General features: G+C 70.9%; 28 protein-coding genes and 3 pseudogenes. 13 read left to right on the top strand and 18 right to left on the bottom strand.

Annotated elements, in window-relative coordinates; translation table 11 throughout:
* Positions 1–7 precede the first annotated feature (7 nt).
* Positions 8–1,255, bottom strand: a complete 1,248-nt coding sequence (locus ACIBSV_RS36170) for a PucR family transcriptional regulator (protein ID WP_395870756.1) — start codon at positions 1,253–1,255, stop codon at positions 8–10.
* A gap of 699 nt (positions 1,256–1,954) precedes the next feature.
* Between ACIBSV_RS36170 and ACIBSV_RS36165 the strand changes: the two genes are divergently transcribed.
* The 5 genes from ACIBSV_RS36165 (at position 1,955) to ACIBSV_RS36145 (ending at position 5,661) form a co-directional block, all read left to right on the top strand.
* Complete coding sequence (locus ACIBSV_RS36165) at positions 1,955–2,125, top strand: hypothetical protein (protein WP_395870754.1); 171 nt, start codon at positions 1,955–1,957, stop codon at positions 2,123–2,125.
* Between the two features lie 133 nt (positions 2,126–2,258).
* On the top strand, positions 2,259–2,519 hold the full coding sequence (locus ACIBSV_RS36160) for a hypothetical protein (protein WP_395870752.1): 261 nt from the start codon (positions 2,259–2,261) through the stop codon (positions 2,517–2,519).
* 754 nt (positions 2,520–3,273) lie between these two features.
* Positions 3,274–4,068 carry a SigB/SigF/SigG family RNA polymerase sigma factor gene (locus ACIBSV_RS36155; protein ID WP_395870750.1) on the top strand — a complete coding sequence of 265 codons (795 nt, stop codon included), beginning with the start codon at positions 3,274–3,276 and terminating at the stop codon, positions 4,066–4,068.
* A gap of 325 nt (positions 4,069–4,393) precedes the next feature.
* Positions 4,394–4,831: a hypothetical protein gene (locus ACIBSV_RS36150; RefSeq protein WP_395870748.1), complete on the top strand. Its 438-nt coding sequence runs from the start codon at positions 4,394–4,396 to the stop codon at positions 4,829–4,831.
* A 428-nt stretch (positions 4,832–5,259) separates the two neighbouring features.
* The gene (locus ACIBSV_RS36145; RefSeq protein ID WP_395870747.1) at positions 5,260–5,661 is read left to right on the top strand and encodes a hypothetical protein; all 402 of its coding nucleotides are present in this window, start codon (positions 5,260–5,262) and stop codon (positions 5,659–5,661) included.
* A 408-nt stretch (positions 5,662–6,069) separates the two neighbouring features.
* Here ACIBSV_RS36145 and ACIBSV_RS36140 read toward each other — a convergent pair whose 3' ends face one another.
* Positions 6,070–6,240 (bottom strand): DUF5670 family protein, encoded by a 171-nt coding sequence (locus ACIBSV_RS36140; protein WP_020554947.1) that lies wholly within the window; start codon positions 6,238–6,240, stop codon positions 6,070–6,072.
* Between the two features lie 141 nt (positions 6,241–6,381).
* Here ACIBSV_RS36140 and ACIBSV_RS36135 point away from each other — a divergent pair.
* Together ACIBSV_RS36135 and ACIBSV_RS36130 are read left to right on the top strand one after the other, a co-directional pair.
* Positions 6,382–6,704, top strand: a pseudogene (locus tag ACIBSV_RS36135) (hypothetical protein).
* 32 nt (positions 6,705–6,736) lie between these two features.
* The gene (locus tag ACIBSV_RS36130; RefSeq protein WP_395870745.1) at positions 6,737–6,904 is read left to right on the top strand and encodes a hypothetical protein; all 168 of its coding nucleotides are present in this window, start codon (positions 6,737–6,739) and stop codon (positions 6,902–6,904) included.
* Positions 6,905–7,260: 356 nt separating this feature from the next.
* Here ACIBSV_RS36130 and ACIBSV_RS36125 read toward each other — a convergent pair whose 3' ends face one another.
* The 7 genes and pseudogenes from ACIBSV_RS36125 to ACIBSV_RS36095 all read right to left on the bottom strand — a co-directional run bounded on the left by ACIBSV_RS36125 (position 7,261) and on the right by ACIBSV_RS36095 (position 12,576).
* Positions 7,261–7,491, bottom strand: a complete 231-nt coding sequence (locus tag ACIBSV_RS36125) for a hypothetical protein (protein ID WP_395870743.1) — start codon at positions 7,489–7,491, stop codon at positions 7,261–7,263.
* Between the two features lie 208 nt (positions 7,492–7,699).
* Positions 7,700–8,050 carry a MerR family transcriptional regulator gene (locus tag ACIBSV_RS36120; RefSeq protein ID WP_395870741.1) on the bottom strand — a complete coding sequence of 117 codons (351 nt, stop codon included), beginning with the start codon at positions 8,048–8,050 and terminating at the stop codon, positions 7,700–7,702.
* A 1,461-nt stretch (positions 8,051–9,511) separates the two neighbouring features.
* Complete coding sequence (locus tag ACIBSV_RS36115) at positions 9,512–10,669, bottom strand: bifunctional 4-hydroxy-2-oxoglutarate aldolase/2-dehydro-3-deoxy-phosphogluconate aldolase (protein WP_395870739.1); 1,158 nt, start codon at positions 10,667–10,669, stop codon at positions 9,512–9,514.
* Complete coding sequence (locus tag ACIBSV_RS36110; RefSeq protein WP_395870737.1) at positions 10,666–10,842, bottom strand: hypothetical protein; 177 nt, start codon at positions 10,840–10,842, stop codon at positions 10,666–10,668. Before ACIBSV_RS36110 ends, ACIBSV_RS36115 begins: the two co-directional genes overlap by 4 nt.
* A 9-nt stretch (positions 10,843–10,851) precedes the next feature.
* Positions 10,852–11,427 (bottom strand): carbohydrate kinase family protein, encoded by a 576-nt coding sequence (locus ACIBSV_RS36105; protein WP_395870997.1) that lies wholly within the window; start codon positions 11,425–11,427, stop codon positions 10,852–10,854.
* 134 nt (positions 11,428–11,561) lie between these two features.
* Positions 11,562–11,705, bottom strand: a pseudogene (locus ACIBSV_RS36100) (PfkB family carbohydrate kinase); the annotation flags it as partial.
* Positions 11,706–11,925: 220 nt separating this feature from the next.
* On the bottom strand, positions 11,926–12,576 hold the full coding sequence (locus ACIBSV_RS36095; RefSeq protein ID WP_395870735.1) for a type III effector protein: 651 nt from the start codon (positions 12,574–12,576) through the stop codon (positions 11,926–11,928).
* A gap of 144 nt (positions 12,577–12,720) precedes the next feature.
* On the opposite strand from ACIBSV_RS36095, the gene ACIBSV_RS36090 reads away from it, so the two are divergent.
* Together ACIBSV_RS36090 and ACIBSV_RS36085 are read left to right on the top strand one after the other, a co-directional pair.
* The gene (locus tag ACIBSV_RS36090; RefSeq protein ID WP_395870733.1) at positions 12,721–13,155 is read left to right on the top strand and encodes an Hsp20/alpha crystallin family protein; all 435 of its coding nucleotides are present in this window, start codon (positions 12,721–12,723) and stop codon (positions 13,153–13,155) included.
* Between the two features lie 219 nt (positions 13,156–13,374).
* Complete coding sequence (locus ACIBSV_RS36085) at positions 13,375–13,809, top strand: DUF2267 domain-containing protein (RefSeq protein WP_395870731.1); 435 nt, start codon at positions 13,375–13,377, stop codon at positions 13,807–13,809.
* Positions 13,810–13,914: 105 nt separating this feature from the next.
* On the opposite strand, the gene ACIBSV_RS36080 is transcribed toward ACIBSV_RS36085, so the two are convergent.
* Positions 13,915–14,091 (bottom strand): hypothetical protein, encoded by a 177-nt coding sequence (locus ACIBSV_RS36080; RefSeq protein ID WP_395870729.1) that lies wholly within the window; start codon positions 14,089–14,091, stop codon positions 13,915–13,917.
* A 256-nt stretch (positions 14,092–14,347) separates the two neighbouring features.
* Here ACIBSV_RS36080 and ACIBSV_RS36075 point away from each other — a divergent pair, with 256 nt between their 5' ends.
* Entirely contained in the window at positions 14,348–14,947 is a 600-nt protein-coding gene (locus ACIBSV_RS36075) for a hypothetical protein (RefSeq protein ID WP_395870727.1), read from the top strand.
* Between the two features lie 822 nt (positions 14,948–15,769).
* Here ACIBSV_RS36075 and ACIBSV_RS36070 read toward each other — a convergent pair.
* The 4 genes from ACIBSV_RS36070 to ACIBSV_RS36055 all read right to left on the bottom strand — a co-directional run bounded on the left by ACIBSV_RS36070 (position 15,770) and on the right by ACIBSV_RS36055 (position 20,222).
* Positions 15,770–16,243, bottom strand: a complete 474-nt coding sequence (locus ACIBSV_RS36070; protein ID WP_395870725.1) for an ATP-binding protein — start codon at positions 16,241–16,243, stop codon at positions 15,770–15,772.
* Between the two features lie 1,135 nt (positions 16,244–17,378).
* On the bottom strand, positions 17,379–18,101 hold the full coding sequence (locus ACIBSV_RS36065; RefSeq protein ID WP_395870723.1) for a DUF2637 domain-containing protein: 723 nt from the start codon (positions 18,099–18,101) through the stop codon (positions 17,379–17,381).
* A gap of 100 nt (positions 18,102–18,201) precedes the next feature.
* Complete coding sequence (locus ACIBSV_RS36060) at positions 18,202–18,387, bottom strand: hypothetical protein (protein WP_395870721.1); 186 nt, start codon at positions 18,385–18,387, stop codon at positions 18,202–18,204.
* Between the two features lie 1,496 nt (positions 18,388–19,883).
* On the bottom strand, positions 19,884–20,222 hold the full coding sequence (locus ACIBSV_RS36055) for a hypothetical protein (RefSeq protein WP_395870719.1): 339 nt from the start codon (positions 20,220–20,222) through the stop codon (positions 19,884–19,886).
* 417 nt (positions 20,223–20,639) lie between these two features.
* On the opposite strand from ACIBSV_RS36055, the gene ACIBSV_RS36050 reads away from it, so the two are divergent.
* Together ACIBSV_RS36050 and ACIBSV_RS36045 are read left to right on the top strand one after the other, a co-directional pair.
* Complete coding sequence (locus tag ACIBSV_RS36050; RefSeq protein ID WP_395870717.1) at positions 20,640–21,050, top strand: thioredoxin family protein; 411 nt, start codon at positions 20,640–20,642, stop codon at positions 21,048–21,050.
* Positions 21,051–21,079: 29 nt separating this feature from the next.
* Complete coding sequence (locus ACIBSV_RS36045) at positions 21,080–21,577, top strand: hypothetical protein (RefSeq protein ID WP_395870715.1); 498 nt, start codon at positions 21,080–21,082, stop codon at positions 21,575–21,577.
* Between the two features lie 255 nt (positions 21,578–21,832).
* Here ACIBSV_RS36045 and ACIBSV_RS36040 read toward each other — a convergent pair whose 3' ends face one another.
* The gene (locus ACIBSV_RS36040) at positions 21,833–22,201 is read right to left on the bottom strand and encodes a hypothetical protein (protein WP_395870713.1); all 369 of its coding nucleotides are present in this window, start codon (positions 22,199–22,201) and stop codon (positions 21,833–21,835) included.
* Positions 22,202–23,109: 908 nt separating this feature from the next.
* Here ACIBSV_RS36040 and ACIBSV_RS36035 point away from each other — a divergent pair.
* The gene (locus tag ACIBSV_RS36035; RefSeq protein ID WP_395870711.1) at positions 23,110–23,244 is read left to right on the top strand and encodes a hypothetical protein; all 135 of its coding nucleotides are present in this window, start codon (positions 23,110–23,112) and stop codon (positions 23,242–23,244) included.
* Between the two features lie 531 nt (positions 23,245–23,775).
* Here ACIBSV_RS36035 and ACIBSV_RS36030 read toward each other — a convergent pair.
* The 3 genes and pseudogenes from ACIBSV_RS36030 to ACIBSV_RS36020 form a co-directional block, all read right to left on the bottom strand.
* The gene (locus tag ACIBSV_RS36030; RefSeq protein WP_395870709.1) at positions 23,776–24,249 is read right to left on the bottom strand and encodes an SRPBCC family protein; all 474 of its coding nucleotides are present in this window, start codon (positions 24,247–24,249) and stop codon (positions 23,776–23,778) included.
* Positions 24,250–24,511: 262 nt separating this feature from the next.
* Positions 24,512–25,881: pseudogene (locus ACIBSV_RS36025) on the bottom strand (FAD-dependent monooxygenase); the annotation flags it as partial.
* A gap of 154 nt (positions 25,882–26,035) precedes the next feature.
* Positions 26,036–26,899: a zinc-binding dehydrogenase gene (locus ACIBSV_RS36020; RefSeq protein WP_395870707.1), complete on the bottom strand. Its 864-nt coding sequence runs from the start codon at positions 26,897–26,899 to the stop codon at positions 26,036–26,038.
* Between the last annotated feature and the right edge of the window lie 21 nt (positions 26,900–26,920).

Genomic DNA, 26,920 nt, shown 5'->3' with positions numbered 1-26,920 from the left:
GCGCTGCTCAGTCGGCGGCGGGCGCCCCGGCCGTCAACAGTTCCCGGATGCGTAGGCCCATGTGCAGCACGAGCCGGTCGGCACCGTTGTCCAGGTCGAGACCGGTGATCTCCTGGATCTGCCGCAGCCGGTAGTACAGCGACGTGCGGTGGACGTGCAGCGCTTCGGCGGTTCTGGGTACGGATCCGGCGTTCTCCAGGAAACAGCGCAGGGTTTCCTCCAAGCGCGCGGTGCCGTTGTTCTCCGTGAGGACACGCAGCGGCTTCGGTACGAGCGAGGCGTTGAGAGCCTGGTCCGGCAGCTGCAGCAGCACGGCATACTCGCCCAGCTCGTCCCAGTCGCCGACGCCCCTCAGGTTCGGCAGTCGGCGGGCGGCGCGCATGGCCACGAGCGCCTGCTCGTACGAACTCCACGCACCCACCAGACCCTCCTGGCGCCCCCCGACGCCGACCGTGGGAACCGCCGCCGCGTCGAGGAAGGTGCCGAGGGACTCGACGACGCGACGGGATTGCGCGGTGATCTCTCCCGAGTCCGGCAGCCGATCGCACAGTTGAAGCAGGACCGCGCGGTCCCGATCCACCGATATCGCGCCTGCGGCCCAACGCGTGCTGCGATATCCCTCCACCGCGGCCCGCAGCGCCGTCTCGACCTCGGCCGGCGAGCCGTGCGGGCGGGAGACCCGCACGACGGTCACCACCGAATGCGCCGCGTCCACCCACAGGCCGCGGTCGATCCCCTGCTCCAGAGCGACGGCGCGCCCGACGGGATCCGTGCCCAGGAGACCGCGAAGCAGTTCGTGTGTGCCGCTCTCCTCGGCCTCGGTAGCCACGTATTCCGTGTACATCTGTGCGGCCACCGCGCGCGCCGCCCGCCCGATCGCGTCGGTCTCCTCGGCCGAGAGCGTCTTGTCCGCTGCGACGACCATCAGCAGACCCAGCAGTCGGCCCCGCTCCCGCAGGGGCACGCAGTAGCGGGGCAGTAGGCCCAGGTCGTCCCGGCCCTCGATGAAGCCCGGCCCGGCCCACTGGGCGACGCCCTGACCAAGGACGTAGCGGATGACCTCGTCGTCCGCGAGCCCTTGCAACAAACTGCGCACACGCACCGGGTCCTCGTCCCCGAAGTGCCTGCTCGAGCAGATCAGACGGACCAACGGGTCGTCCAGGACGACGGACCGGCCCAGTTCCTCCGCGAGCGCATCGATCAATGCCCGGAGAGCGCCGCTGCCGACCTGCGCCCGTTGGAACCGCTTCGACATCCCTTGTCCCCTCTAAAAGACATATTTCTACAATCCGTGAAACCAGACGACCAAATTTTCGACACTTCGAGGCGGTGTGAGTTACGGCTCAGTAACTTCGTTCCGCGCACCGCGTCGGCTCACGAGCCGGTGGCCCGCTTGCGCCGCGTGCGATCCGCGGTCGGACCCGATACGGCCCCCGCGGGCGGAACTTCGCCGATCCACGCCGATCCGTTCGCACCGTCGCCCCACCCGGTGCACCACGACGGGAGGAGAAGACGTCTTCACATGCCGCCCTCCGCCAGGTGAGCGCGAGTGCCGCACAGGACGGCGCGGTGGCGTCGTCGGGGAGCGGGGAAGGTCACTCGGACGGGCGACCCATCCATGGCCGGGAGGGCCGGCAGGAACATGGCGGGCGCCGCTGGGTGAGCGCGGCCCGGAACACCGACGCCGTGGCGCGGGCGGTCTGTCCCCGGTCGTAGACACGGCCGAACTCGCGGATCTCCTCCTCGGACCGCCTCGGGCGCCGGAACGCGAACATGCCTTCGTCGAGCTCCGTCGGCTCCGAGCCCGACCACCCAGGATTCGGACCTCCCGCGCCCTGCCGTTCGACGCATCCGGCGTCGGAGCTTGGACACCGGGTAGGCGCCGGGTATCGGCGGTGGTCCGGGACCGGACACCGGACCCGGGCGGCCCCACCCGACCGGGAGGACCCCGTCCATGCCCACCACCCGCCACGAGGACCTGCGCGAGGCGATCGCCCAGGCCCGCGAAGCCCTCGCCGCCCACCCCGACAGCGCCACCTCTACGGCCCTGGCCGACCTCCTCGCCGCCGCCGGACCCTTCGCCAACCTCACCCCCGCCGTCCCTCACCCCGCACGGCGCGCATGAGCGGCCCACCACGCGAGCGGCCGGGCGTCACGGCGCCGCGAGGCTGCCGCCGGCCCGGGCCGCGCGGCCCCCGCACTCCCAAATCGGGCCCGGCCGGCGCGCGGGACGCGGGCGTCCGTCGCAAAATCGACGGGTGGACAGGCCCGGAGTACACGCCTACCTCGAACTCGCCGACGGCACCGGCGCCGAGGTCACCGTCGACCTGTACGACTGGCCCGACCCCCGCAGCCCCCTCCCGGCACTCTGGAGCGCGATCGTCACCGACGGCCCGCCCCTGCCCGAGGGCACCGAAGGGGTCCTGCACCCGGACGAGGAAAGCCCGGTCGACGGCCACCCCTTCGTCGTCATCGCCTCCGCCGGCAGTCCCCCGCAACTCCGCGGCCGCGAACACTGACCACCCCCGGGCGCGGCACCCGGCTCGCCCGCACCCGGGCATGCGGGCGGGCGCCTCCTCCCCTGCCGGAAAGAGACGCCCACCCACCACACGCGCCCCTCCCCGGGCCCAGAAACGGGGAGGAACCGCGCGCCACCATCCCTGCCCCGCCCGCGGCGCGCCGCACGCGCCCGAGCGGGTGAACCACGAGAGCGGTGAACACGGACTCGCCGCGCGTCTCCCGGCGATGCGCGACCGAACGGACACAACGCCACGGATTCCCGGTCACGGAGCGGCCCCACCACGCCGGAAAGGCGGGTCGGGATTCCCACGAAGGCCCACGAGCCCACCCGGACCCGATGCCCGTGCCCGATGCCCGCGCCCGCGCCCGTACCGCCCACGGACGATGCGGAGCGATCGGTTGAGGAGCACACCCCCACGCCTGCCCCGTTCGCCCGAACGGCCGCACCACCCCTCGGGCTTAGCCCGTCAACCGCCGTTTTGCCGAGAAGTTCCGATTTAGGTGTGTTTCCCTGTGATCGTCCCTGTGTTCAGGGTCGGCGGGAGTGTGACACGGCAGCACGCCTGGAGGGATGGTGTCGCGTATGGGCCGCACTCCCGTCGGCCGCGTGCGCGCGAATGCGTCCCACCGGGAAGGTGTGGACGGGTCGCGGGGTGGAAGGCATCGACGGACGACCCCGCCCCGGGCCGTCGTGCCCGCCCTTCCCGGCGATCCCCCGGCATCCGACACGCACCCGTTCGGAGGCCCATCTCGATGACCCTCACCCTCAACGGCGTCGACGCCCCGCGCGGCCCGCGCACCGTCACCGACCGCAACCTCACTCGCCTCGCCGGCCTGGAGCCGGGTACTCCCGCGCACGCCGCGCTGCGCAACGAGATCGTCGAGGACAACCTCAACCTCGTCGCCCACGCCTGCAACCGCTACACCCACCGCGTCGACCTGCGCGAAGACCTGCGCCAGGTCGCCGCGATCGGCCTGATCAAGGCCGTCGACGGCTACCGCCCAGGACACGGTGCCGCATTCCTGTCCTACGCGATCCCCACCATCGCGGGCGAGCTGAAACGCTACTTCCGCGACCACACCTGGGCCGTCCACGCCCGCCGCGGCGAACAAGAGCTCTACCTGCGACTCGTACGGGCCCGCGACGACCTCTCCGCGCGCCTGGGCCGCGAGCCCGACTTCGGGGAACTCGCCGCCGCCCTGGGCATGGACGAGAAGGAAGTACGCGTGGGCCTGGAGGTGGGAGCCGCCCTGCGCACCGACTCCCTCGACGCACCCCTCGGCGGCAACGACCCCACCGCCACCACCGGACACGACCTGCGCGGAGCACCCGACCCCGCACTCGACCTCGTCCTCAACCGCGAGACGCTGCGCCCGCTCATCGCCGAACTCGACGACCGCGACCGACGCATCCTCAAACTCCGCTTCTGGGACGACCTCACCCAAGCCGAAATCGGCACCACCCTCGGCCTCTCCCAGATGCACGTCTCCCGACTCCTCACCCGAGCTTTCACCACCCTGCGCGAAGGCATGCTCGCCACCACATGAACGCCGAGCCTCGACCGGCACGGTCGACGAACCGGCCGATCGGGCGACGAGGCTCCGGGCACGGCAAGAACCCACGACCTGATCAAGCCCGAACTGCAGCAAGGCGCAACCGCCGCCACCCGGCCGGGCGGGGGCGGCCGGAACTCCTGAACCACGGGCCCGGAGGAGGGGCATTCACGGCGACCGAGGCGCTCCGGCCCCATCTTCCGAGGGTCGGAGCGCCACGATCCAAAGGTGCCACCTGCACCGACCCCGTCCACCGTCGGGCCTGATGCGGCGGAGGCACCGGCTCGATACGAGGACCCGCCAGGCGAGAGGAACCGTCGTGCCCGATTCGACTTCGTCGTCCTTCGAGGACGCCCACCGTCGCCCCGACGGGGTGGACGACGCCACCGTGGCCGCTGTCGGGAAGGTGTCGGAGGCGTGGGAGTACACCGCCCGCGCCCGCGGCCACCTGTACGCGTTCCACCAGCTCACCGGCAGCGCCGACCGCATCCTCCAGGACGCGGTGGACATGCTGTGCCGGGCCGGGCACCAGGAGGCCGCCCGCGTCCTGGCGACCGAGATCGCCGGACGCAACGTCATCCCCGGGCACTGGACGTTCCAGATCGTCGAGGAATACGACCGCACCTACTATCAGCCGTTCGCCGACGCCGAGCAACGCCTGCGCCAGGACCTCGTCGGCGGCAGGCGGCACCTGTACGAGGCGGAGATGAAACGGCGCCTGCGCACTCGCGGACACCCCGACCACACGTGGGAATGAACCGGACCCCGAGGCCACAGGGGCGCCATCCGCGAAGTTTCCCCAGGGCAGGGCGGGTGCTCGATGTGGGCACCGGAACCGGGGCGGTGGCCCGCGCGGCAGCCGCCGCCGGTGCCCGGGCGTACTCGGTCGTCCTGGACCGGATGTGCGCCCAGGTCCCACGGCACCTCAGCCCCGCGGAGCGCTCCCGGTCGCGCACTCCGCGCTGTGCGGAGTGGGAACGACCCTGGCCCGCATGGCTCAGGGCAGTGCAGCCCGTCCGATACGGTCGCGAGCCTGGGGTTGCCCGAGATGGATGCCGTCGGCCGGCGCGTCGCGGCGCTTCCCTCCGGCACGACACAAATCGGGGGACGGCGCGCCGGGGACTAGGCTTGGGGGTGCCGCGTCCGCGCGGATGCGGTTCTCGGGGCCGAGATTGGCGGTATGCCATGACAACGCACAAGAACCAGCCGGACGAACATCGCAACAAGAGCGCCGGCGGCCGGGTCGACGCCGAGAATCGCGGCTGGTCCCCTTCGGTGAACGCCACCCACCAGGAGGACAACGACAGCGCGCACCGCTCGTTCCACCCCGACGAGTACGCCGCGCCTCCCGGGCCGGGGCGGATCGTGTCGAAGGAGGAGACCGAGGAGGTCCCCGGCGACACGGTCGAGAGCACCGGCCGACGCGGCGAGGAACAAGGCGGGAAATCCGGCGGCAAGGGCACCCACGACCGAGGCCCCAAGGGCCCGTCCCGCCGGCCGAGCGGAGGCGAGGACGCCTCCGCCGTCACGGGCATCGACCCCCAGGACGCGGACTCCCCCGACCCGCGCACCCCACGCCGCGCCTGACATCCGGACCACACCCGTCTCGTCTTCGTCGACATCTCCGAACGACAAGCTCCCCCAACCGGCGGGCCGGGTCGTGGCCCGGAATCGGCAGGCGCGCCGGCCCCGGGGCTGCGTGCCGCGAGACCGGGATCGGTCGGGATCGGGATCGGGATACCGAGAACGCGGCGGGAACGGCGGGGGCCGGGGTCGCCGTGTGGAGGTGTGGATCCCCTGCGGGATCACGGTGGCCCCGGCCCGTGGTGTGACGCCTGCCCCCGAAACCGGTATTCATCTCCGGAAACGGTGTCCCGTATTCGGAGACGGTTTCGAGAATTCGTCGGGGAATGCCGAAACGGGCTGTGGTCCGACTCGTGTACTCCGAGTCGGACCACAGCCCGTTTCATCGTGTCGCCCGAGTGGGCGGCGCTGCTACCAGCGGTACCAGCGGCCACGGCCGCCACCGCTGCCGGCCGAGCGGAAAACGAACCCGAGTGCCCACACGATCAGGACGATCACGGCGATCCACCACAGGGCCTTCAAAGCGAAACCGGCACCGAAAAGGATCAGGGCGAGAAGCAGGACTACCAGCAGGGGAATCATTGTTTTACCTCCGACCCGCTTGTGCCCCACCCATTCGGGCGCATGCCTGAAAAGATGGCGGTTTACCGGGATGATTCCTGGAGAGGATTCGGCGTCGTTCCCCACCGTTCCCCACCGTTCCCCCCGCGATTCGATGCCCCGATCCTCGACCGGCAGGGTCTCGTAGTTCGTGTCCTACGCCGACGCTGTGATCTGGGGCTTCGCGCGGTGTCTCGTGACGTGTCCGGTCCCGAAACAGATCGGGGGCTGCCGTCCCGACACCGACTGGTGTTCGTGCCCCTGGACGGCGGCGTAGTCGGCCCCGGTTACGTCAAGGTCGCGTTCGACAAACCGTTGGTGAAGAAGGGCCCCGCGATCGGCACCGACGACGTGCTGCCCGCCGAGGACGAAGAAGCCGTCTTCACACACTTCGGCCTCCCTACCGACCGGGCACCGCCGGCGAGCGGCAACTCGCCCGCCGCTGAACACCGCCCCAACGAATTCCCGGGAGGCGACGATGGCGCTCTCCCTCGCCCTGATCCTCGTCGCGATCGTCCTCGGCCTCGTCGGCACCGTCGCCGACGGGCTGGGCTACCTGCTGATCATCGGCATCGCGGTCCTCCTCGTCGCCCTGGTCTACGCCGCGGCGCGGTGGCGCCGCTCCGGCCGACGCCCCACCCGCTGACCGGGCCCGAGCGCCGGACAAGGCGACGACGACCGATGGACCGTCTCGGTGGCCTCCGGTATTCCGGTCGGCTTCGTGGTGTGGGTGGAGATGAGGTCGAGGTCGCCGCGCCGGCTTCGACCGGCCGCCTGCTGACCACGGCGTGGGCGTCGCCGGAGCAGGCCACGCAGGCGTGACAGCTCGCGGCGAAACAGCGCCGGCGCATCGACGGCCACGTGAGTTCTGCCCGCCGTGCGCACCTCACGTCCACGAACGACGACTTCGACGACTTCGACGACGAGGAATGGTGGCGGCGCACGGGCGAGGACGGACCCGTCCTCGGGTTCGCGGGCGGCCGAGCGGTGTCGTCGCGTTCGTCAGCGCGCGTGTCCGGCCGCGTCGTCGCGGGAGCCGTGGAGTCCGTGGAGGGCGGCGATGCGCATGGCGCTGTTCGTGAGGCAGCTCGCGATGTCGCGCAGGTGGGACCTGTTGTACGAGTCGGTCGTCCAGCCGAGGTCGTCCATGCCCTTGACGGCGAGGAGCAACTGCTCCGCCGCCGCGGCCAATCGCTTCGCCAGGGCGGCCATGTCCGCTGGGTCCGGCTCCATCGCTGCCTCCAGATCATCGACCGGGCCCACGGCCCGCGTAGGTGTCCTCGTTGCGGGCTCCGCCGCGTTCCGGATGGGGGTTGCCGCTCATGCCGAGGACCCCGGTGGGATCTCGGGGAGGACCCGGCTCGGCGGTTTCGACGGCGGTGGCGTCGATCCGCGCCGGGGCGCGTGCCCGTGGAGGGCCGCGCCTGGCGTCCTCGGCGGGTCAGGGGCTTTCGTGTGGCCGGGTCTCGTTGGCGTCGCGCAGTTCGGCGTTCAGGCGCAGGGCTTCTTCGAGTTGGTCCTCGAGGATGACGATGCGGCAGGCGGCGTCGACGGCGGTGCCCTGGTCGACGAGTTCGCGGGCACGCTGGGCGATGCGCAACTGGTAGCGGGAGTAGCGGCGGTGGCCGCCCTCGGAACGCAGGGGGGTGATCAGGCCATACTCGCCGATCGCGCGCAGGAAGCCCTGGGAGGCGCCGATCAAGGCGGCCGCGCGGCCCATCGTGTAGGCGGGGTAGTCGTCGTCGTCGAGCCTGTCGGCCCTGGTCGGGGTGGAGCGGGAATCGGGGGCCATCGGCGCCTCTCTTGAGTTCACATTCGTCAAAGTCGTCAGGGAAACGCGTCGAGGGGCCCTGGTGCCGTACGGCACCAGGGCCCCGAAAGAAATCCACACCATCCACCGACACCGACGTGTCGGCCTACCTGTTCCGCATCCGCCCCAACGAGTGGGGGTGCGGGGATCGCAATTGCGTGACCGTAGACCACCTTTCGTACCGGTGTTCTCCACGGATCCCACTCGGCCGAAGTCTCACCGCACCGAGCGGGCGATCCGGATGGCGTTCGCTCCTTCCTCTCCTGTCCTGCGTGTGCAACGTGTACTGCCACTGCGGGTTACGACCGAATTGCAGGTACTGCCGGGTACTGCTCGTCCTGCACGGCGACCCCCGTGGGCCGCCTTCAGTTTCTCCTCGGCCCGACAACCAGCCTCCGGAACCCTTGCCGAACAACGAACGGCCCCGGGACTCTGCTGTCGAACCCTCAACAACGCGCGCCAGTTCGTCTCTGTCGCGCCTCACTGATTCGCTTGGCTACGACAGAAAACATACCCACCGACCTTCCTGATGTCTACTCCCGGCACAATAGATTTTCCGGCATCGCCGAACGCGGAGACGACTCGTTCGTCGCGAATGATCACTCGCTGCTCGGGAACGCCTCCGCGGCGCGATATCCCGTTCTCGTCGAGGGCGCGACGAACCCTCGGGCGCTTCGGCCGCCGCGCTCGACCCGACACATGCCACCCCGTGCCGGGTGGCCGGGGGCTGGTGCAGGCCGGTGACGCCGGCAATCAGGGCGGTGGGCCCGTCGTCACCCGATGTCCGGTGCCGGGGTCCCCCGCACGAGCGAGAACCAACGGTCGGTGAATGTGTGACCCGGCCACCAGGCACCGCACGCGGCGGCGTAGTCGCGGGCCCGGGCACCGGCGGCGCGGCGTTCGCCGGTGGCCGACGAGCCCCCGGGGCGGTGGCGGCCGGGAGCGATGCGGCCGTACCCGAGGGGAGCGGACCGCGCCTGTTCGTGTGGAACACGTAGAGGGGCCCGGTGCCGTACGGCACCGGGCCCCGAAGGAACTGCTACACCACCTGCCGGCTACGACTGCTGCGCCGGCCTCGTGTTTCCGCCCACCCGACCGAACTGCCGTCGGGGGTGCGGGGATCGCGGTTGCTCGACCGGAGACCACCTCACTATCGATGTCCTGCGGTACCCGGGCCCAAGACTTCCGCCCGGGCGATCCCGATGGTGCCCGGCTCCTCCGTTCTTCCCTCGAATATCAACTGCTCGACTGCGTACTACAGGTGATGCGAACGTTCGGTGGCCTCTCACGGCGCCACCCTTCGACGATCAGCCCCGTCGCCCGTCCTGCGTCTCGCTTCGGCTTGGAACCCCACCGTCGAACCTCCCGGTGCGCGCGCCCGCAGCCGACGCCTTCACCGAGGTACTGCTCACCCACTCCACTGCCGGGTGCTGCGACCTACACCTACCGGTACTGCATTGCTCGACCACGACACTGCCTGTGGTGACCCCTATTGCCGCGGGCCACCCGGTCCGGCCGTCGATTCCGTCGCCCTTTCACTTCAACCGCGGCTTCGGAATCCCACCACCGAACCGTCCTGCGCACTGCGACTACCCGCCTGCCGCCCGGCAGTTCGTTCTCTGCCGGGCCCTTCGATCTCTCTGGGCTACGAGAGAAACCATAGCCACACGAGCACCCAATGTCTACTCCCGACACAACAGATTTTGCGATGTTCGAAGAGCAGGCAATCTCCCCGGGCTGCGGGGGTATCCCCGAAGGGCCCGGGGGCATACGGCCGCCGCAGGATCGGTGGAACCGCCGCCGGTACGCCCTTTCACTCCGGGAGTCGTCGTGAACCACGGCCGTACCGACATCAAGCGGGCCGCGCACCTCCGCCCACCCCCTTCCGGCCGGCAGCGCGCTGGTCATGCACTCCGACGGCCTCACTAAACGGTGGAACCCCGAGGTGGAAGAGGCCGCGTCCGTCACGCCAGGTCTGCCACCGGACGACGCCGCACGAGCGCAGCGCGTCGAACACGGCAATGGGGACGCGTGGACGGTGTCGTACCGCGTTTGAAGGCCGGGGCGCAGGCGGGTTCCGCGGCCGGTCACGCGGATCCGTCCGGTTCGGGGGGACGGTGTCGGGATTGCGGTCATCCGGCCTCGTCGGCCAACGCCTTTCTGAACGCGTCGACCCGCGTGCGCGTCGACACCGCACCGGAGCGGGTCAGCGTCGACCCCAGCCCGACCGACCGCGACGGCGCCGGCCAGGATCCAGGCCGGGGCCGCCTCCAACGAGATCCCTCCGGTGGGGATGAGCGGGAGCTGTGGCAGGGCCGCACGCACGTCGGCCGGCGCGCCGGGCGTCCAGGCCGAGGCCGGGAAGACCTTGACCGCGTCGGCTCCCGCCTCGATCGCGGCGGTCATCTCCGTGGGTGTGGCGCAGCCGGGGAGTACGACCGCGCCGTAGCGGTGGGCGGTGCGGATGACGTCGGCCGACAGGGTGGGGCAGACCAGCAGCCGGGCGCCGGCCGCCACGGCATGTCGGGCGGATTCGGCGTCGAGGACGGTGCCCGCGCCGATGAGAACGTCGGGACGGGCGCGGGACGCTTCCCGGATCACGTCCGCCGCCCGGGTGTCGTCAGAGACACCTCGATCACGGTCAGGCCTGCGTCCACCAGGGTTTCCAGGTCCTGGGCCGCTTGGTCGGCGGACCCGGCCCGGATGATCGAGACCACGCGTTCGCGCGCGATCCACTGCATGAGGTCCCAGCGGTAAGACCGGCGCTCGGCCATGAATTCTCCTCAGCGAAGGACGTTTTGGTGGGATCCGCAGAGCCGGTCCCGGGTGGAGCTGTCGGGCAGACCGGTGATGTCGCCGCGGGCGGCGACGGCGCAGGAGGCGACGACGGCTGCCTCGCACAGTCTTTGACGCAGGGTCAGGTCGCGGAGGGCCGCGGAGATCCAGCCGGCGGCGAAGGCGTCGCCCGCGCCGACCGGGTCCACTGTGGGCACCTGCCGGGCCGGTGTCCGTTCGACGGTGTCGCCTTCGACGGCCCAGGCGCCGTTCGCGCCGTCCTTGACGACGACTGTCCGTACGCCCCGTGCGGACAGTTCCGCCGCGTCGAGTTCGAGAAGGCCAGTTCGTCGGCGCCGACCAGCACTGTGTCGGCCAGGGGGATCAGGTCGTCGCAGACTTCGCGCCAACTCTGGAGGGGGCCCAGGCGCAGGCGCAGGTTCGGGTCGAAGAAGACCGGGACCCCGTGGCCGACCGCCATCCTCGCGGCCTCCACGACAGCCTCGCGGGCGGACGGCGAGAGCATCGCGGTGATTCCGGTGAGGTGGTGCAGCCGCGCCGAGGCGATGCGCTCCGGGGGACATCGGACGCCCGAAGGGCCGCGCCCGCGCTGCCGTCCCGGTGGTAGAGCACGGTGACCGGCCGCCCGGCGGGTGCGTCGCGGACGAGGAGACTGGTGGGGAGTTCGGCGTCGACCACGAGTCCCGTGGTCGACGCCTTCACCGCGCAGGGCCCGTCGTACGCCGGTTCCGAAGGCGTCGTCGCCGACCCGACCGATGTACGCCACGCTGTGGCCGAGCCGGGCCAGGCCGACGGCGAGGTCCCCGATCCGCCTCCCGGGAGGTCGGCCACACGACGCCACCGCACCGCCCGTGCCATTCGCGGCCGCGCCACCAACATCCGCGTCTCGCAACCACTTCTCGTCGGCGTCGAGCCGTACGCCCCGAGGCGGACGTCCGTGGCTCGCCTGGAGCTTGGGTTCCGGTAGCAGCGCCCCGCACCCCGGCAACCACTTTGCCTGCCGGATCCGTGAGATCTCGACCTGCCCGGCAGAGTCCACCCGCACGGGAGGCCGGCCGGCGTCATGTCACCGGGGCGTGGCCGGTCGCGGTGGGCGGGTCCACGAGGGCGTCGATGCGGGCGGCCAGTTCCGGGTGGGCGGCGGCCAGGTGCGCACGGGCGGCGTTGAGGGGGTCGATCAGGGCGGCGGGGTCGTCCTGGCCCAGGGCCTGGTCCAGTCTTGCCACGCTCGGGCGGGATGCGGCGGGGAGGTCGGTGAGTGCGGTGATGTGGCCTGCGAGGCGTCGCAGGTCGGCGGCGTTGTCGCGGGCTCGGGCGCCGGCGGCGCGGTCGGCGGCGCGGCGTTCGCGGGTGGCGGTGACGCGTTGTTCGCCGGTGGTTCCGGCGGGGCCCGGGCGCAGTCGCAGGTAGCGGCGTTCGGCGGCCTGTCGACTGGCGACGCCCAGGGGGTGGGCGAGGTCCGCCCAGCTGGCGCCGGCGTCGCGGGCGTTCTCGATCAGCCCGCTCTCCCATCCGGCGAGCCGCTCCCGGATCTCGCGGAGCAACAACAGCGAGGCCAAGGCCTGTTCGGGGCCCGCGTCCGGGTGCGGCGGCCCGGCCTCGCCGTCCTGGGCCGTGCGGACGGCTCGGTCGATGGCTTCCAGGGCCGCGGCGGCGGCCAGGAAGGACGCGGGCCCCGCGGCGGGATTGTCGGGTCGGTCGTTCGCGTTCACCGGAGCCCCTCTCACAACGTCGTCCCCTGCTTCGTCATCATGTGGACGACCCACGTGTTTGTCATCCTTCCGATGACATGCTACAACGGTTCCAGGGAGCCCGTCAGGGCGCTACCGACCGAAACTTTCGGAGGTGTTCTCGTTATGTTGATGCGTACCGACCCCTTCCGCGAGCTCGACCGGCTCGCGCAGCAACTCCTCGCCCCCGGCGCCGCCTCCCGGCCGACCGCGATGCCGATGGACGCCTGGCGCGACGGCGAGGTGTACGTGGTCGCGTTCGACCTGCCGGGCGTGACCCCCGAGGCGATCGACATCGACGTCGAACGCAACATGCTCACCGTCAAGGCCCGCCGCGAACCCGTCGCCAAGGCCGACGAGGTACAGGTGGAACTGTCCGAACGACCCGTGGGCGTCTTCTCCCGCCAGATCGTCCTCGCCGACACCCTCGACACCGAACGCATCGACGCCGACTACCAAGCCGGCGTACTGACCCTGCGCATCCCCATCGCGGAGCGCGCCAAGCCCCGCAAGATCCCCATCGGCGCCGGCACCCCCGACCGCAAGGTCATCACCGCCTGAAGCAGGGCCACGACACCCCCCTGCGGGGCCGACGACGGACGCACCGCCTCTCGGCGCGCCCGCCGCCGGCCCCCAACCGCCCTTCGCGGGCGGCCACATGGGCCGGAGCCCTCACCGGAACGCGGTCACTCGACCGCGCGCACCGTGCCAACCGTGCTCCCCGCCCACGCCCACTCCGACACCCAGCCGGCTCCGAGACCGGAAAGGCGATCCGCGACGATGCAAACCCGAAACGAACCCTCTCCGACCACGACAGTGGGCACCTACACCGAACTGCTGGACAAGGTCCGTCTCGAAGGGGCCTACCGCACACGGGCCCAGGCCGAGGACGCGGTTCGCGTCGTGCTCTCCGGGCTGGGCCGCCAACTCGGCGGGCAGGAGCGCCTGGACCTCGCCGCCCGACTTCCCCTCGAGGCCGCCCTCCTGCTCACCTCGCACACCGCCGAACCCCGACCCGCCGGCGGCCTGGGCTTCGTCAAGGACATCGCCGCCCGCACCGACACCACCCCCGGCGTCGCACGTTGGGACACCGGATCGGTCCTGACCGTCGTCGCCGCGCTCGCCGGCCCCGACCTCCTCACCCGCATCCTGACCCGGCTGCCCTCCGGCTGGGCCCTGCTCTTCGGCCGCGCCGAACTCGCGCCCGCAGCCTGAAACCCGGTATCCGGAACTCCCCCGGCGCCCGGACGGCGGCAGCGTAACCGCCGCCCCCGACAGCAACGTTGGCCGAACGGTCCCCGGCGGGAGCCGGATCCCGCGCTACCGCTCGCCGACATCGACCACCTCGGCGCCCGCATCCGTGCCGGCGAACCGGTGGTCTCCTACGCCCAGTCGGCCGACCGCGACGAGAGCGTCCATCCCCGACGCCCACCCCTTCGACATCATCCGCACACCCATCCCCCACGTCGCGTTCGGACACGGCACCTTCCACTGCATCGGAGCCTCCCTCACGCGCCTGGCCCTGACCACCCCCGTCGACAACCCCCGACCCGACCGCAACGACTGTGCCTGGACCTCGCCTTCCGCGGCGCGCCCGAGATCGTCCGTAGCGACCGCGGCGGAAGCGCGAGGCCCGCATGCGTTGACCGACCCACGGGCCAGGACAGATTGCGCGGACTCTCATCCGACAGGACGCGGGCAGTTTAGGCTGCTTCACTGCGAGGCAGATCAGCCCGCTCAAGAGGGGAGTTCCATGAAGTTTCCGAAGCTCGCCGCCCTGGCCATCGGGGCTTTAATGGCGACGAGTTGCGCAGGCGGCGACGATGAGCCGAAGGCGCTTTCGACGCCCGCCCCCGGGGCGGCAACCGGTGGCCCCGGAGCCGATCCCAACCCGAGCACGCCGGCCTCCGGGCTGCCCAGGGCGCGCTCGTTCGAGGAGATCGCCGCGCTGCTGAAGCCGACCCTCGGCCCCTGTCAGCGTATGGAAACGACGGGTCCCGCAACGGAACTCGACACGGCGGACAAGGTTCGCGGGGGCAAACAGAAGGCCTTGTGCTGGTACGGCGGCCAGAAGTTCTCGGTCGTGTTCCTGCTCGTCGACGAGGACAACACTACGCTGGAGACCTTTCATAAAGGCAAGGACACGTATTCCGGCGATCGGGTCGGCATGGGATTCACCGTGCGCCTCCTCGGGACCGCCGACGCCCAGGTGAAGTCCACGGCCGAACAGCAGCTCAAGGCGGCCGGCCTGCTTTTCCTGAACTGCGAGCAGGACTTCGCGCCGCGCGACGGCGTCCCCATCATCGAGGCGAAGACGACGGGCTGCCGCTACATCCCGACCTTCCGCATCTGAGCCGTCATGACCCGCCACGCAAGACATGCCGCGACAGCGGAACGGAGTCTCGGACCACGAACCCGCGTTCGCCGTCAGCCCGGGCAACCCCGACGAGGACGAGAGCGCCCGCCACGTCGACGGCGCCCTCCGCCACCAGGGCAACACGTTCCTGCCCGATCGTCGGCAAGAACATCCCCGCAGCACTCCACCGCGTGATCGACACCGCCCTCCGGGAACAGAACCGCGCGGCTGGGGGAAGGATGTGCACGGAGTGGCAGGGCGACCGGGCCGGGCAGCGCCTGGACCGCGACGAGTACCCGTCCGCCGCAACCAGGAAGTGCGCCTCGCTCGGCGATGGGCACTTCTTCGCCCGCCCGATCGACCGCGACGACGACGCGTGGCCCCTTATGCGGCGAACAGCGCATGCTCGACGGCGACGCCTCCTCGTCGGCGCCCTCCCCTGACTGACCAGGAGCCCGACCGCGTAGAAGGTACGGATGTCCCGCGTGATCAGCCGGGGGATCCGCACGAGCGCCGCCGCGAACCCCGGCTCCACCGATGTGACCACCCAGAACTGCTATTGCGCGGCGGCGCCGACCTCACCGACGCATCACGACCATCAAGAACCGAACCGCCCACCTTCGGGTGACGACCTGGCGCGTGAGTCGCCGCGGACAGGCAACAGGCCGCCACCCGGACACGCTTGCGAAGCGCTGCTCCACCAAGGCGCCGACGTCGCGTCGACACCAATGCCCGTCGTCCGGCCGACTCCCACCGAGACCCTGATCCCGCCGGCCCTCGACCGGTTCGACGGCGGCGGCCGTGTGGTGTCGCGGGTCCTCAGGCCTGGCGACCGGCGACGTGCCCGCCCGGATCGTCGGCCAGCACAACGGACGCGCAGATCCGCTTGCCCACGGGCTCACGATGCACCGCGAAGCTTCGACAGACCGCCATCACGATCTCCAGACCGTGCCGGCCGATCCGGGCCGGATCGGGCGCGAGGATCGCCGGCGGCGTCGGATCGCCATCCCACACGCTCACCTCGACCGCACCGTCCCGCACCTCCAACGTCAACAGACACGGACCGGGCGCGTGCCTGCGAGCGTTGGTCACCAACTCACTCACCACGAGCCGCACCGTGTCCATCGCGCGCTCGGACACCGGCAGCCCGTGCTCGGCCTGCACCCCACCGAGAAAGGCAACGGCCAGATCCCGCGCGGGCCGAACGCCCTCGCCATCTCCGAACACCGCCGACGCCGAGGCGACCACCCCCACCAACGCCCGCCCATCCACACCGTCCGCAGTCCACCCCATGCCGCTCCACCTCTCCCAGCGCCCCAACCCCACGCCGCTCGCCTACCCCGAAACCCCCACATCAGACCTGCGCAAATCGAAACCCTAACCGCCGGCGAACATGACGGCGGACACGTTCGTGGACACACAGCCCAACACCCGCACGGCCGGTGGAGTGCGAGGGCGCACAGGCCGAGTGTCCTCGCCTCCGGCCGGCCCGGCGCGCGGCCCGAGGCCGGTGACATCGTTGAATCCGCGTGACCACTTCCTCGCCCCGCCCGCGCCTGACCATCACCGTTGCCGTGTGTCACCTTGCGAGGAGACCGGGCCCCGGCCGACGACTGACCGCCCGTGGCCTTGCCAACCGCCCTCGGGGGCCCCGGCCGGTACGGCTGTGTGCGCGCTGCCGCACCACCCGGCCGGACCGCGAGAGCGGCGAACTCGTCGCCGACGACTGGACCTGGGAATTCCTCGAACGTGATGTCACCACACTGGGCAGGGACCACCGAGCCGGCCGGTGGCTGCCCCACCGCAACGAACTCCACCGGGCAAGGAACCTGCGCGCGGTGGCCCGGACGCGAAGCGTCGTGGATCGGGCCCTGCGCGACGCCGGCAACCACGTGCGCTCCGGACGCCCGATCCGCGTCGTCGAACCCCTGCCGCGCCTGCTCGCACTCGTCGACGACGGCGACCGCGCCCCGCGCCGCACCGACTCCTGGACCTCCTGGCGGTCGGGCCGAAGTAGCGCGGTGGGCAGGGTTGTTCGACCGACCCTCTCGCCCGGGCGACGCCCGGCCGCTGGGCTCACCCGGACGGGCCGTCCATGCGGGGTCGATTCCCCCTCGTCCGGCGACGGCCAGGTCCGGCGCCGGCCGCGCCGGGGTCGTCCCGTTGCCCCACCACCCGAAGCGCACAAGGCAGGAGCCGGCGTCTTGGGCGCACCTCCCACCGCGCAAGGTATCCCACGGCAGGGCGCCAAGGTCCCGGACGAGCAGCGGGGGTGAGCCCGGACGAGGACGACCGGCCGTCGTTCGTCCCCGTCCGGGACACGATGCGCCGATAGGCGCAAGGGTTCACGGCCGTCGACCCGCAGGAACGGCCACCCGGAATACCGGCGTTCGGATGTGGCGCCTTGCGGCACGTGGGCGGGCGTGGTTCAGGGTGGAGGTTTGCGGACTTGGCCGGGGGTGGATCGTCGGGGTGGTCGGGTGAGGGTGATCTGGCGTACGAGTTGGTGCAGGCAGGCCGTGGTCGCCACGGCGGGCAGGACGGCGACGACGACGCCTTGGAGGGTCATGGGGGCGTGGGTGAGGGACAGCGTCATGGACAGGCCGGCGAAGGCGGCGACCACGATCCACGAGTGCAGTGCCCGGCGGCGGTGCAGGCTGGAACGCAGGATCGACAGCGAGGCCACCAGCCACGGCCCCTGGACCAGGACCGGCCACCACCGGGCCGGGCCCGAGGTGGCGCCGCCGGTGTGCCCCAGCGGCGCGAGGGTGATCACCGCGCCGAGGACACCGATCGCGGCGACCAGCACGACGCTGACGACCACCAAGGTGCGGCTGAGCCGGTCCAGCCGCCGTCCGCCCGTGACCGGGGGGACGGCCTGCGGCGGCTGCCGGCGATGACTGCCCGGCCCGCGGATCGGGGCCGGGAGCTCGACGGTGGCGGGAATCTCCTCGACCGGGCCGGCCAGCAGCCGGGCGAGATCGGCCTCGAACTGCGGGTCCCCCACCACCGCGAACGACGGAGAGAGCCCGTCGGGTGACACGGCCGCGTTCGACGTCGACCACTCCACCACGCCGGGAGACGACGCGACGCTCGGGGGAAATTGCATGCCGGGCGGGGGATACGGGTCGTATCCATAACCTTCGTACATGGGCCTGACTCATTCAAGGGATCGGGCGTCGCGCGGCACCGACACGAATATCGATGCCAAATACACATTTCGATGGTCGGCAGGCGGTCGGTCCCGGAATTCACGAACGGGGATCGTCCAGGACGTCGTCGAGTCGGCGCGAGTACTCCGCGACGATCAACACCATCGCCAGGGCGAACTGCTCCATGTCGGCGGAACAGTGACGAAGCGCGACGCGATGTCCCGCACGCTCGATGTACGCGTGCGGAGACCGTTTGCGGAACGTCGCCGCGCGAGGGGTGAGCACCCAATCCCCCATGGGAAAGGCGCGTTGGGCGAGAGCGGGAGAAGCCGCGGCGGACGCGGAAGCTCGGGGAGTCACGCCCGGCTAACGACGCACCCTCCCCGACGAAGCTGGTCCGAAACGGTGAACGGCACCCCGGATTCCTGCCCGTTTCCGGCCACGCGTCGCACATTTACGAACACCCGCACCACCCGACCCGCACCGCCGGGAACGCGAATTCCGCGCCAACACAGGGAAACGGCACCGTTCACCCGAGGCACCCTTTACCTGCGCAACAAGAACCTCACGAGTCGGTAAAAATTCGGGACACCCACCAGCCGCAGCCCCATCCTCCGCCGTGCACATATTCGCGAGAACACCTTGTAACCCCGGCCCCACGCCGCGCAGGCTCGGCGAACACGGCGAACACCGCAAATCCTCGACTCCGTCGGCACGCTCCGCGACCCGGGCGAACACACCGCCGGGATTCCCCGCACGTGGACCGCCGCGAACGCGCACGGGGCCTCGGTCGGAAGATGCGACCGAGGCCCCGTACTACGACGCCGGGCACAGCCCGCACAGCACATCGCGAGTGACTGTGAGGACCCGACGAAGCGCGCCTACCCGGCCGGAGCGTGGCCCACCCGACGACACGCCGAACCTCACCTGAAAGAGGCACCGGCGCGTGGGAGTTCCACTCACGCGAAGCTCACCCGCTCACGCCTTACACAACCCGGCGGCACGGACCCCGACCTTCGCCCACGAGACGGGCCACGGGCCGAGGCACCGGGGCCAAGGGCGCAGAAACGACGATCCGCGCCGGAAAATGTCTGCTCCACCGTCTTGGTGCGACATGCCCGTGATCGTTGATAGGCCGTACGGCGCGACTACGCGGGCAACCGCAACGGCATGAGGCACAGCGATCCACCCCCGAAGGTCGATGCCGAAACGCCGACGCGCCGGCGGCCCTGGTCGCCCAGGCGCGATCGTGGAGCGACCCGCAACCGCCTCCGGATCGGGGATGGACATTCCCGAAAGCCATCGGCAACCACCTGCGACGCCCCAGCGTCCCGCCTTCGCGCGCTCCGGGGAGACCGCGCCGAACCCGCCACGCACCACGCTCGTCGGACCGCCCGTGCGCGGCCACCACGCACGACCCAGTCCCCCGCACCCCGAAGACCGGCAGGACACCCCGGTCTTCCATGCGCCGACGAACGAATCGATCACGGCCGGACGCGAACTACCTGGCAAACCACCACAGCGCAGGCGGGCAGCGGGCCCGGGCCGTGCTCCCGCCCACCCGGCGCCGGCGGACCCACCCCCGTACCCGGCCCCCGCACCGGAAGCCCCCGAACAACGGCCACCCAGCCTCCATACACCGGCTCGCGCAGCCCGGCCCGCTCGTATGCGGTCACGGGCCGCCACCGTGACGACCACCACCCGCGTCCCCCGCACCAGGCAACGCGCCGCGCCCTTCACATCAACCACGACCTGGGACCTGCCGAACCCCGTTGCGCGCGTCAGGCGCCGCCGGGGAGACGGGCGATCGCCAGATGGGAACCCGCCGATACGCCGGACCGCGTCCAGGAACCCTTCCAATCCACCGCCGCCGCCGAGATCGTGTTCGAGGCGGGTGCGTCACGCCGCTGCCGTCGGCCTGCGGAGGCGAGCACGATGTCGGGTGGGCCCGTCCCGTTGCCCATGTGTGGCCACACCGCCGCGCCGTGCGTGAGTTCGTCGCGGAAGGTATAGGGAGCGAAGCCTGATCCGGGGTGCTTGCCGGTGATCAAAAGGTTGACGCGGTCGCGGCCGGCGAGCATCGCGGACAGGCTGTTCACATCGGCGGCACTGTGCCCCACCCGACCGACGACACCATCGGTCCACCGGCCCGGCCCGGACGGACTTCCCGACTCGTGACGCGCGGCGCGTTGGCGAAGGGAAAAATGCCACCAGAGCCCGACGTTCCGTATTCCCGCCTCCGTTCGGGCCAGGGCCCCAGGTGCGAACTCCATTCGTAGTACTGGTAGTTTCCGGCGACCATTCTCAGCAAGGGGGATAACGTGCGCGGCCTGCGTCCATGCCTGACAGCCGTCCTGGCGGCGGTGTTTCTTACTGCGGGGTGCGGCGCGAACGACTCCGCCGACATCCCACGGGCCGAGGACGACGCCACAGCCCCCGTTTCCCGAACAGCGGCCCCGTCCACGTCCGTTCCGACGGCATCCAAAGGCCCTCTCGACGGGGCCGGTAACACGCCGTCGTCTCCCGGAACCTCGACCGTGCCGAAGGGGTTCGACGCCACACGCGACGCGGACGCGGACATCCGTACCGCGCTGGCGACCGCCGCACAGAGTGATCGCGCGGTGTTGCTCGACTTCGGCGCCAACTGGTGTCCGGACTGTCGGGTCCTGCACAACCTGTTCCGATCCCCACAGGTGGAACCACTGCTGGCGAAGAACTATGTCGTCGTCCCGGTCGACGTCGGCGAGTTCGACCGCAATCTCGATGTCGCCGCCCGCTACCTCGACCTCGCGACGAGCGGAATCCCCGCGTTGGTCGTACTCGCACCCGACGGGAGCGTTCGCACCGCCACCAACGACGGGTCGCTGGCCAACGCCCGCAATCTGGACCCGGGGCAGGTCGCCGCATTCCTGACCCGCTGGGCACGCGGCAACGCGGGGCGGGAATGACGACCCGCCCGCGCCGGCACCGGTCCGCCATGGCGTCGGCGTGGGTGGCGGCAACGGTCGTGGCGTTGTGCGGATGCGGATCGACGCCGGCCCCGGCCCCGGCCTCGACCCCGCTCACGGCAAGTGTCACCGCGAGCGGCGTCACCGTCACCGCCACGCTTCGCCCGCCACACGAGGACCGGCGCGAACTCGAGGTGACGTTCACCCCCCAACCGGGCTTCCACATCTACGGCGTCGATCTCCCGGCGGAGGGAATCGACGGTCTGGGGGTCCCGACCCGCATCGGGGTCCGGGGCGACCTCGCCGCCGACGGCCCGCCGGCGACCGGGAGTTCGACCCGGCTCCTGCGGCTGACGGGTCTCACGACCGAACTCCCCGTCTACCCGGACGGTCCGGTCACGTTCACCCTGCCCGTGCGCCGAACGGGCGGCCATCGTGCCGAGGTGGTCGTCAGCTACGGCGCGTGCAGTGCGAACGCGTGCCTGAAGCCGGAGGTGGACAAGGCGATCCCCTTCGACCTTCGCTGACGCGAACCGCCGTGCGCGGAGGCGGCATCCCTGGGCCTGGGCAGGCAAGCGCAGCGGCGCGCCCGGCGACGCGAGAGGCGCAGCGCCCGGACGGCCCCGGCGAGGCTGCGGGTATCTGCTCGAGGGCCCGCGCGAGCGGATGCCGAGCACGCAGGGGCGCGCCGGCTCACATACTCATGCCGGGCCCGGCGAACGCGCGGAAGCCGACCCGACTCGTCGACGTCCGAAGCATCGACAAAGGTCGAAGACCTCCGCTCAAGCCCGAGAAGTCAGCAGGATCGCTGCCACCGAGAGCACGAAGGCCGCGATGAACCCCGCCAGTTGATTCTGCACCGCACCGGTGGACAGATCGGCCTGGGCCACCATGCTGCCGATCGCCACTCCGGACAAGCCCGCAGGCACCATGAGCAACTGGATCAGCCGATCGTCCGCCCCGGGCTCCCCTTTCAGGAGCTTCCACCCGTTGCGCGCCAGGGCCACGCCGAGCGCGACGACGAACACGCCGAGGAAGACCAGCCACCCCACCTCGCCGAAGGAGCTCAGCCCCCACACCATGCCGGCCGCTCCGGCGCACCCCACGATCAGCCCGTACGCGATGCCGAGCACCCCCGCAACCGTTCTCATCGGACAACCTCCAGGACAGGACCGGCACTTGACGGCCTCGGCAAGCTATCCGCCCTGATCCGGGAAAACAGAGGGACTTCCCAACGCTTCGTCCCACCACCACGACGCCGATCGCCGCGTGACGGGTCCATCCGGTGCAACCACCCACGCCGCCATCCGTCCCCCCGGACATCCGCACTTGGGGGACCATGCAACGCATCACCCAACACGCCACGACCACCGACCTGGTGGTGGCGCTCCTGCTCACCGCGGACTTCGACGGCCGGGACGACAGGAAGGCCACCGTCGACCCGACGGCCATCCACCCGCCTGCACGACCACCCCGGCAAAATGCCACCGAAGCCGACGACAACGCGGTGGTCGACCAAGCCGCGAAGGTCCACGGCGTATTGCTGAATGCCCTGCCTCCGATGATCGGAGGCAGGGCGCTCGACTCGCGGCGAACGTGGCCAGGCGGCCGGTCGCCGCCGTCGGCGCGAGAGGACCGACCGACGCGTAGGCGCGGGCACCCACAGCCCGGCCCTCCGAGGCCGAGCCTCCCGGGGCCAGGCACCCCGGAAGCGCCGGACCCGATCTCCCCGGGCACGCTCACGCGCGCCGCCCCTGTCCAACGGCGAAACCGAGCCGAACAAGACCGAACCAGACCGAATCAGGCTGAACCAAGCCGGACCGATCCGCCCTGACCCGGCTCGCGCCCGGGCTCAGCGCGCCTCGAACGCGCTCACCGTCGGCTACCGATTCCCGGCGTCGGCGACCGGGGCGCCATCGAGGCTTGCGGGTGCGAGGTCGTGGCCGGGCGCGGCCGTGGGACGTCCACCCCTGCCGTCCCTGTACGCCTCGAACCGCCGCCCGGTGGGTTCAGGTGTCGACGAGGCGGTCAAGGACGCACGCAGGAGATCCACGACGCCGTGATCCCGTGGAAGAAGGTCCAGCCGCCCAGGCTGCGGGACTTCGGCGCCACCGTCGGCCCGCAGGGAAGCGTGTACCGGCTCGGCGAGGCCGCTCGGCCCTCCGCCGAGGTGCCGGGCCCACCTGTCGGGTAGCCGCCGAGTCGACCGGGACCCGCGTACACGCCCGAGGTCGGCATGCAGGGCCGCCTGGGCGACGGGGCCAGGGTCGCGTTCGGCGACGATCGCGAACACCTGCTCACCCTCACGGGTTAGGGGTCCCCGGGCAGCGACGACTCCGCGAGCTCGGCCAGGAAGTCCGCCAACACCGCGTCGGGGAAGCTCGTGCGCGGCGTGGCTTCGTGGAGTTGCGCGGCCAACGCGACGACGGCAGCGCCGGATTCGACGCGGCGCGACACTCGAGGGCGGGGCCGCGTGACAGTTGTGGGGAACCGAGGACGTTCCTGGGCGCTGGCCGACGACCGACCCGGTATCGGCAAGGCTGTCCAAGGCGGGCCACGTCGACTGTGGGACGAGGTCGACGCCGCCCCGCATGGCAGAACGAACTCCGCTTCCACGGCTACGACTTCGGCATCACTGGCGAACGAAGTCTGCTCGTATCCGAAGGCTCTCGCCGGTGGGGCTACTTCTGCCGCTCCAAGTCACGGAACACGGCGTGGGTGCCGGTCAGGCTGGATGATGGTCGGGGACGGCGCCGAGTTCGATGCCGTGTTCCAGCAGGGCTTTCATGGCGCACAGGGCTGTAGCGAATCCGCCGACGGTGTCGTTCACCCAACGCACGGCATCATCCCCCGAGCCCTCGAAACCGGTCTCGGTGACCTCGACGAACGTGGCTCCTGCCGTGTGTGGGGTGAACCGCAACTCAACGGTGGTCGGCTGCCCGTAGTTGCCCCATTCGAACCGGATCAGCCGGCCCTCTTGGACCTCCTTGACCCGGACTTCGGCCGATGCACCGTACGTCTCCCACTCCCAGCGCAACTCGGCCCCCGCGACCATCGGCCCGCTGCTCTTGCTGTACCAAAATCGGGAGGTCACATCCGGGTCGGCGAAAGCACGGAACACCTCCTCGGCGGGCTTGCGAACGATCATGCAGGCGTATGCGACAGGGGCGCGCGAGAGCGTGAAGTCAGGCTTCTCCATACGGATAATCATGCACTACGGACACCCTTGTCCCCAGGATTCCGACCTTTCATCCAGGACCGCTACGGCGTTCGCGCTCAGTTCGAACCTGATCGGCTCGGCTCGCCGCTGGAAACATTGATGCCGTCATGTCACGACGCCCAAGATTCCGCAGCGAGAGCTCCGGTAGACGCAACCGGCTGACGCTGGTGCTTGCGTGGGAGACAGCCAGGCTGCCGAACCGATTCTGCGGGCTGCCGAACCAACGGGTCGCGGCCTGCTATAGCGCCTCGAGGTCGGGGACGTGATGGTCCGCCCAGGCCACGACGCCGTCCGGGCGGATGAGCAGGGCGCTGAATCCGAGGTCGTTGCGTGCCACGCCGCCGCGTACTGGATCCGGCCCTCCCAGCTCTTGGCCACACGCTGCAGCGCGTGGTCGCCGCTGAAGTCGAGGACCACGCCCCGGCCCTGGCGCAACAATTCACCGAGGCGAGTGCCGTCCTCGAAACAGAAGTCAGGGGCGGTGCAGCCGACGAGCGGCTGCGGGCCGCCGCCCAGGTCGTAGCGGTCGAACAGCCCGGTCGTCTTCCGGTAGGCGAGGGTCGTTCCGTCTGTGGTGCTCAGCAACTCGTGGACCAGCTGCCGCAGCGCGGGGGCGTTGGGGCCGGGCTCCATGGTGGTCACCTGGGCGCGTGACCAGTCCAGGATCGCGGCGCCGACGGGGTGGCGCTCACGGGTGTAGGTGTCGAGCAGGCCCTCGGGCGCGGTGCCGTGCACGGTCGCGGCGAGCTTCCAGCCAAGGTTGGCGGCATCACCGATGCCGAGGTTGAGCCCCTGGCCGCCGAGGGGGGAGTGGATGTGCGCGGCGTCGCCGGCGAGCAGCACGCGGCCCTTGCGGTAGGTCGTCGCCTGCATCGCACGGTCGGTGAAGCTCGATGCCAGATGAACATCGGTGAGCGTCACGTCGGTATCGGTGATGCGGCGCAGGACCTCCTGGAGGTGCTCGCGGGTCCAAGGCTTGGAGCGGTCGAACGTGCCGCCGTCGAAGTCCATCATGCCCAGGTGCCCCTCGAAGGGCGTACGCAGATACATGCCGTTCGGCGTCAGGTTGAAGCCCAGTGGCAGCTCCTGCGGGTCGGCGAAGGTGACGCGCGCGACGTAGCCGGTGAAGAGCGGGTCCGTGCCGACGAAGTCGAAGCCGGCGAGGCCGCGCACCGTGCTGCGTCCGCCGTCGCAGCCCACCAGGTAGCGGGCCTGGCACCCCTGTCCGCCTGCCGTGACGGTGACGGACTCGTCGTCCTGCATCACGGTCGTGACCAGAGCGCCGCGGACGATGTCCACGCCGAGCGCGGTGGCGCGCTCGGCCATGACCGTGCCGCCCGCTTCGAGGCTGGTCATGAACCCTTCCATCGCCGGGCTGGGCAGCCGGAACGGGAGGGCGGATACGTCGATGTCGGCCGCGTCCAGGCCCATGCCCGCGAAATGGCCCACGTCACGGGGGCCCGGCGCCTCGATCGCGTCGGCGGCCGCGCCGACCTTCTTCGCATCGGCGCCCGAAGCGTTGATCACTGCTTCGAGCAGGTCGCGGCGGTGGAACACCTCGGCCGATCCGGCGCTCAGGCCGCGCAATCCGAGCGGGAGCGCCTCGTACGGCATGGAACGGCGGTCTACTTTGGCGTATTTCAGACGTGCCGAGGCGCTTGTTCGAGCCCAACACGTTTGTCATGACCCACTCCTTGTTTTGCCCGGCCGCCTGCCGCGTGGAGCGGCGGCAGGCAGCCGGGACACGTGAGGTGGGCCGAGGGCTTCAGGGCACGAAGACCAGGCGCTCGCCGGTCTTCTCGGACCATGCCTGCGCGATCTGGGCCAGTGGCACGGCACGGGCCTGGACGTCGATGGTGCCCTCGGTCACCGCTGTCGCCAGCTCGGGCAGTTCGGCGATGAAGTCACGGGCGGAGACCGAGCCGATGCCGCTGCCCACGATCTTCAACCGTGCGCCACGCAGCGCCGCGGAAGGGATCGGGGCGGACTCGCCCGCCATGGAACCGATCTGGACCCAGGTCAGCGGGACAGAGCGGTCGGCACGGGCGGTAAGCATCGCAAGCATGGCGCCGGCGGCGGGAGCGCCCCACACGAAGTCGAGGACGACGTCGACCTCGGCGGCGGCGGTGATTTCGTCGAAGGCGAGCGCCCGGTCCGCACCGAGGTCGGGCAGCACCTCGAGGCGAGTGGTGTCGCGGCCGGCGGCGAAGATCCGGGCGGCGCCGAACCGCTTGGCGATCTGGACGGCCATGCGTCCGGCGCTGCCGGTCGCGCCGAGGATGAGAACGCGCTGCCCCTCACGGAAGGTGATGCGGCGGCGCAGGGCGACCCAGGAGGACATGCCCGGGTTCATCCCGGCGGCGATCCGGACGGGATCCACGTCGTCGGGCAGGACGACGCTTCGACGTGCGTCGATCACGGTGCGGTCGGCGAAGGTGCCGAGGTTCGTGTCGTCCAGTACTGCGTATCGCACGCGGCCCGACGGGTCACGCACGACGCCGTCGACGCCGGGCACCAGCGGGAAGACGCCGGTGGCGGAGTAGTGGGTGCCGTCCGCCTTGGCCCGGGTCAGATGGTGCAGGCCCGCCGCGAGGACGTCCACCACCATCTCGTGCTCGCCCTGGGCCACAGGCTCGGGGTGCTCGCACCC

Origin of the sequence: Embleya sp. NPDC050154, from assembly GCF_044460165.1 — a bacterium.
In the GTDB taxonomy this organism is placed as follows: domain Bacteria; phylum Actinomycetota; class Actinomycetes; order Streptomycetales; family Streptomycetaceae; genus Embleya.
Note: the sequence above shows the minus strand (reverse complement) of the source record. Positions and strands in the feature narration are given on the sequence as shown.

Excerpts from the sequence above, each read along its gene's own strand:
- ACIBSV_RS36170 (WP_395870756.1), bottom strand. The coding sequence starts at position 1,255 with ATGTCGAAGCGGTTCCAACGGGCGCAGGTCGGCAGCGGCGCTCTCCGG.
- ACIBSV_RS36165 (WP_395870754.1), top strand. The coding sequence starts at position 1,955 with ATGCCCACCACCCGCCACGAGGACCTGCGCGAGGCGATCGCCCAGGCC.
- ACIBSV_RS36155 (WP_395870750.1), top strand. The coding sequence starts at position 3,274 with ATGACCCTCACCCTCAACGGCGTCGACGCCCCGCGCGGCCCGCGCACC.
- ACIBSV_RS36145 (WP_395870747.1), top strand. The coding sequence starts at position 5,260 with ATGACAACGCACAAGAACCAGCCGGACGAACATCGCAACAAGAGCGCC.
- ACIBSV_RS36140 (WP_020554947.1), bottom strand. The coding sequence starts at position 6,240 with ATGATTCCCCTGCTGGTAGTCCTGCTTCTCGCCCTGATCCTTTTCGGT.
- ACIBSV_RS36130 (WP_395870745.1), top strand. The coding sequence starts at position 6,737 with ATGGCGCTCTCCCTCGCCCTGATCCTCGTCGCGATCGTCCTCGGCCTC.
- ACIBSV_RS36125 (WP_395870743.1), bottom strand. The coding sequence starts at position 7,491 with ATGGAGCCGGACCCAGCGGACATGGCCGCCCTGGCGAAGCGATTGGCC.
- ACIBSV_RS36120 (WP_395870741.1), bottom strand. The coding sequence starts at position 8,050 with ATGGCCCCCGATTCCCGCTCCACCCCGACCAGGGCCGACAGGCTCGAC.
- ACIBSV_RS36110 (WP_395870737.1), bottom strand. The coding sequence starts at position 10,842 with ATGGCCGAGCGCCGGTCTTACCGCTGGGACCTCATGCAGTGGATCGCG.
- ACIBSV_RS36105 (WP_395870997.1), bottom strand. The coding sequence starts at position 11,427 with ATGTCCCCCGGAGCGCATCGCCTCGGCGCGGCTGCACCACCTCACCGG.
- ACIBSV_RS36090 (WP_395870733.1), top strand. The coding sequence starts at position 12,721 with ATGTTGATGCGTACCGACCCCTTCCGCGAGCTCGACCGGCTCGCGCAG.
- ACIBSV_RS36085 (WP_395870731.1), top strand. The coding sequence starts at position 13,375 with ATGCAAACCCGAAACGAACCCTCTCCGACCACGACAGTGGGCACCTAC.
- ACIBSV_RS36080 (WP_395870729.1), bottom strand. The coding sequence starts at position 14,091 with ATGCAGTGGAAGGTGCCGTGTCCGAACGCGACGTGGGGGATGGGTGTG.
- ACIBSV_RS36075 (WP_395870727.1), top strand. The coding sequence starts at position 14,348 with ATGAAGTTTCCGAAGCTCGCCGCCCTGGCCATCGGGGCTTTAATGGCG.
- ACIBSV_RS36070 (WP_395870725.1), bottom strand. The coding sequence starts at position 16,243 with ATGGGGTGGACTGCGGACGGTGTGGATGGGCGGGCGTTGGTGGGGGTG.
- ACIBSV_RS36065 (WP_395870723.1), bottom strand. The coding sequence starts at position 18,101 with ATGTACGAAGGTTATGGATACGACCCGTATCCCCCGCCCGGCATGCAA.
- ACIBSV_RS36045 (WP_395870715.1), top strand. The coding sequence starts at position 21,080 with ATGGCGTCGGCGTGGGTGGCGGCAACGGTCGTGGCGTTGTGCGGATGC.
- ACIBSV_RS36040 (WP_395870713.1), bottom strand. The coding sequence starts at position 22,201 with ATGAGAACGGTTGCGGGGGTGCTCGGCATCGCGTACGGGCTGATCGTG.
- ACIBSV_RS36030 (WP_395870709.1), bottom strand. The coding sequence starts at position 24,249 with ATGGAGAAGCCTGACTTCACGCTCTCGCGCGCCCCTGTCGCATACGCC.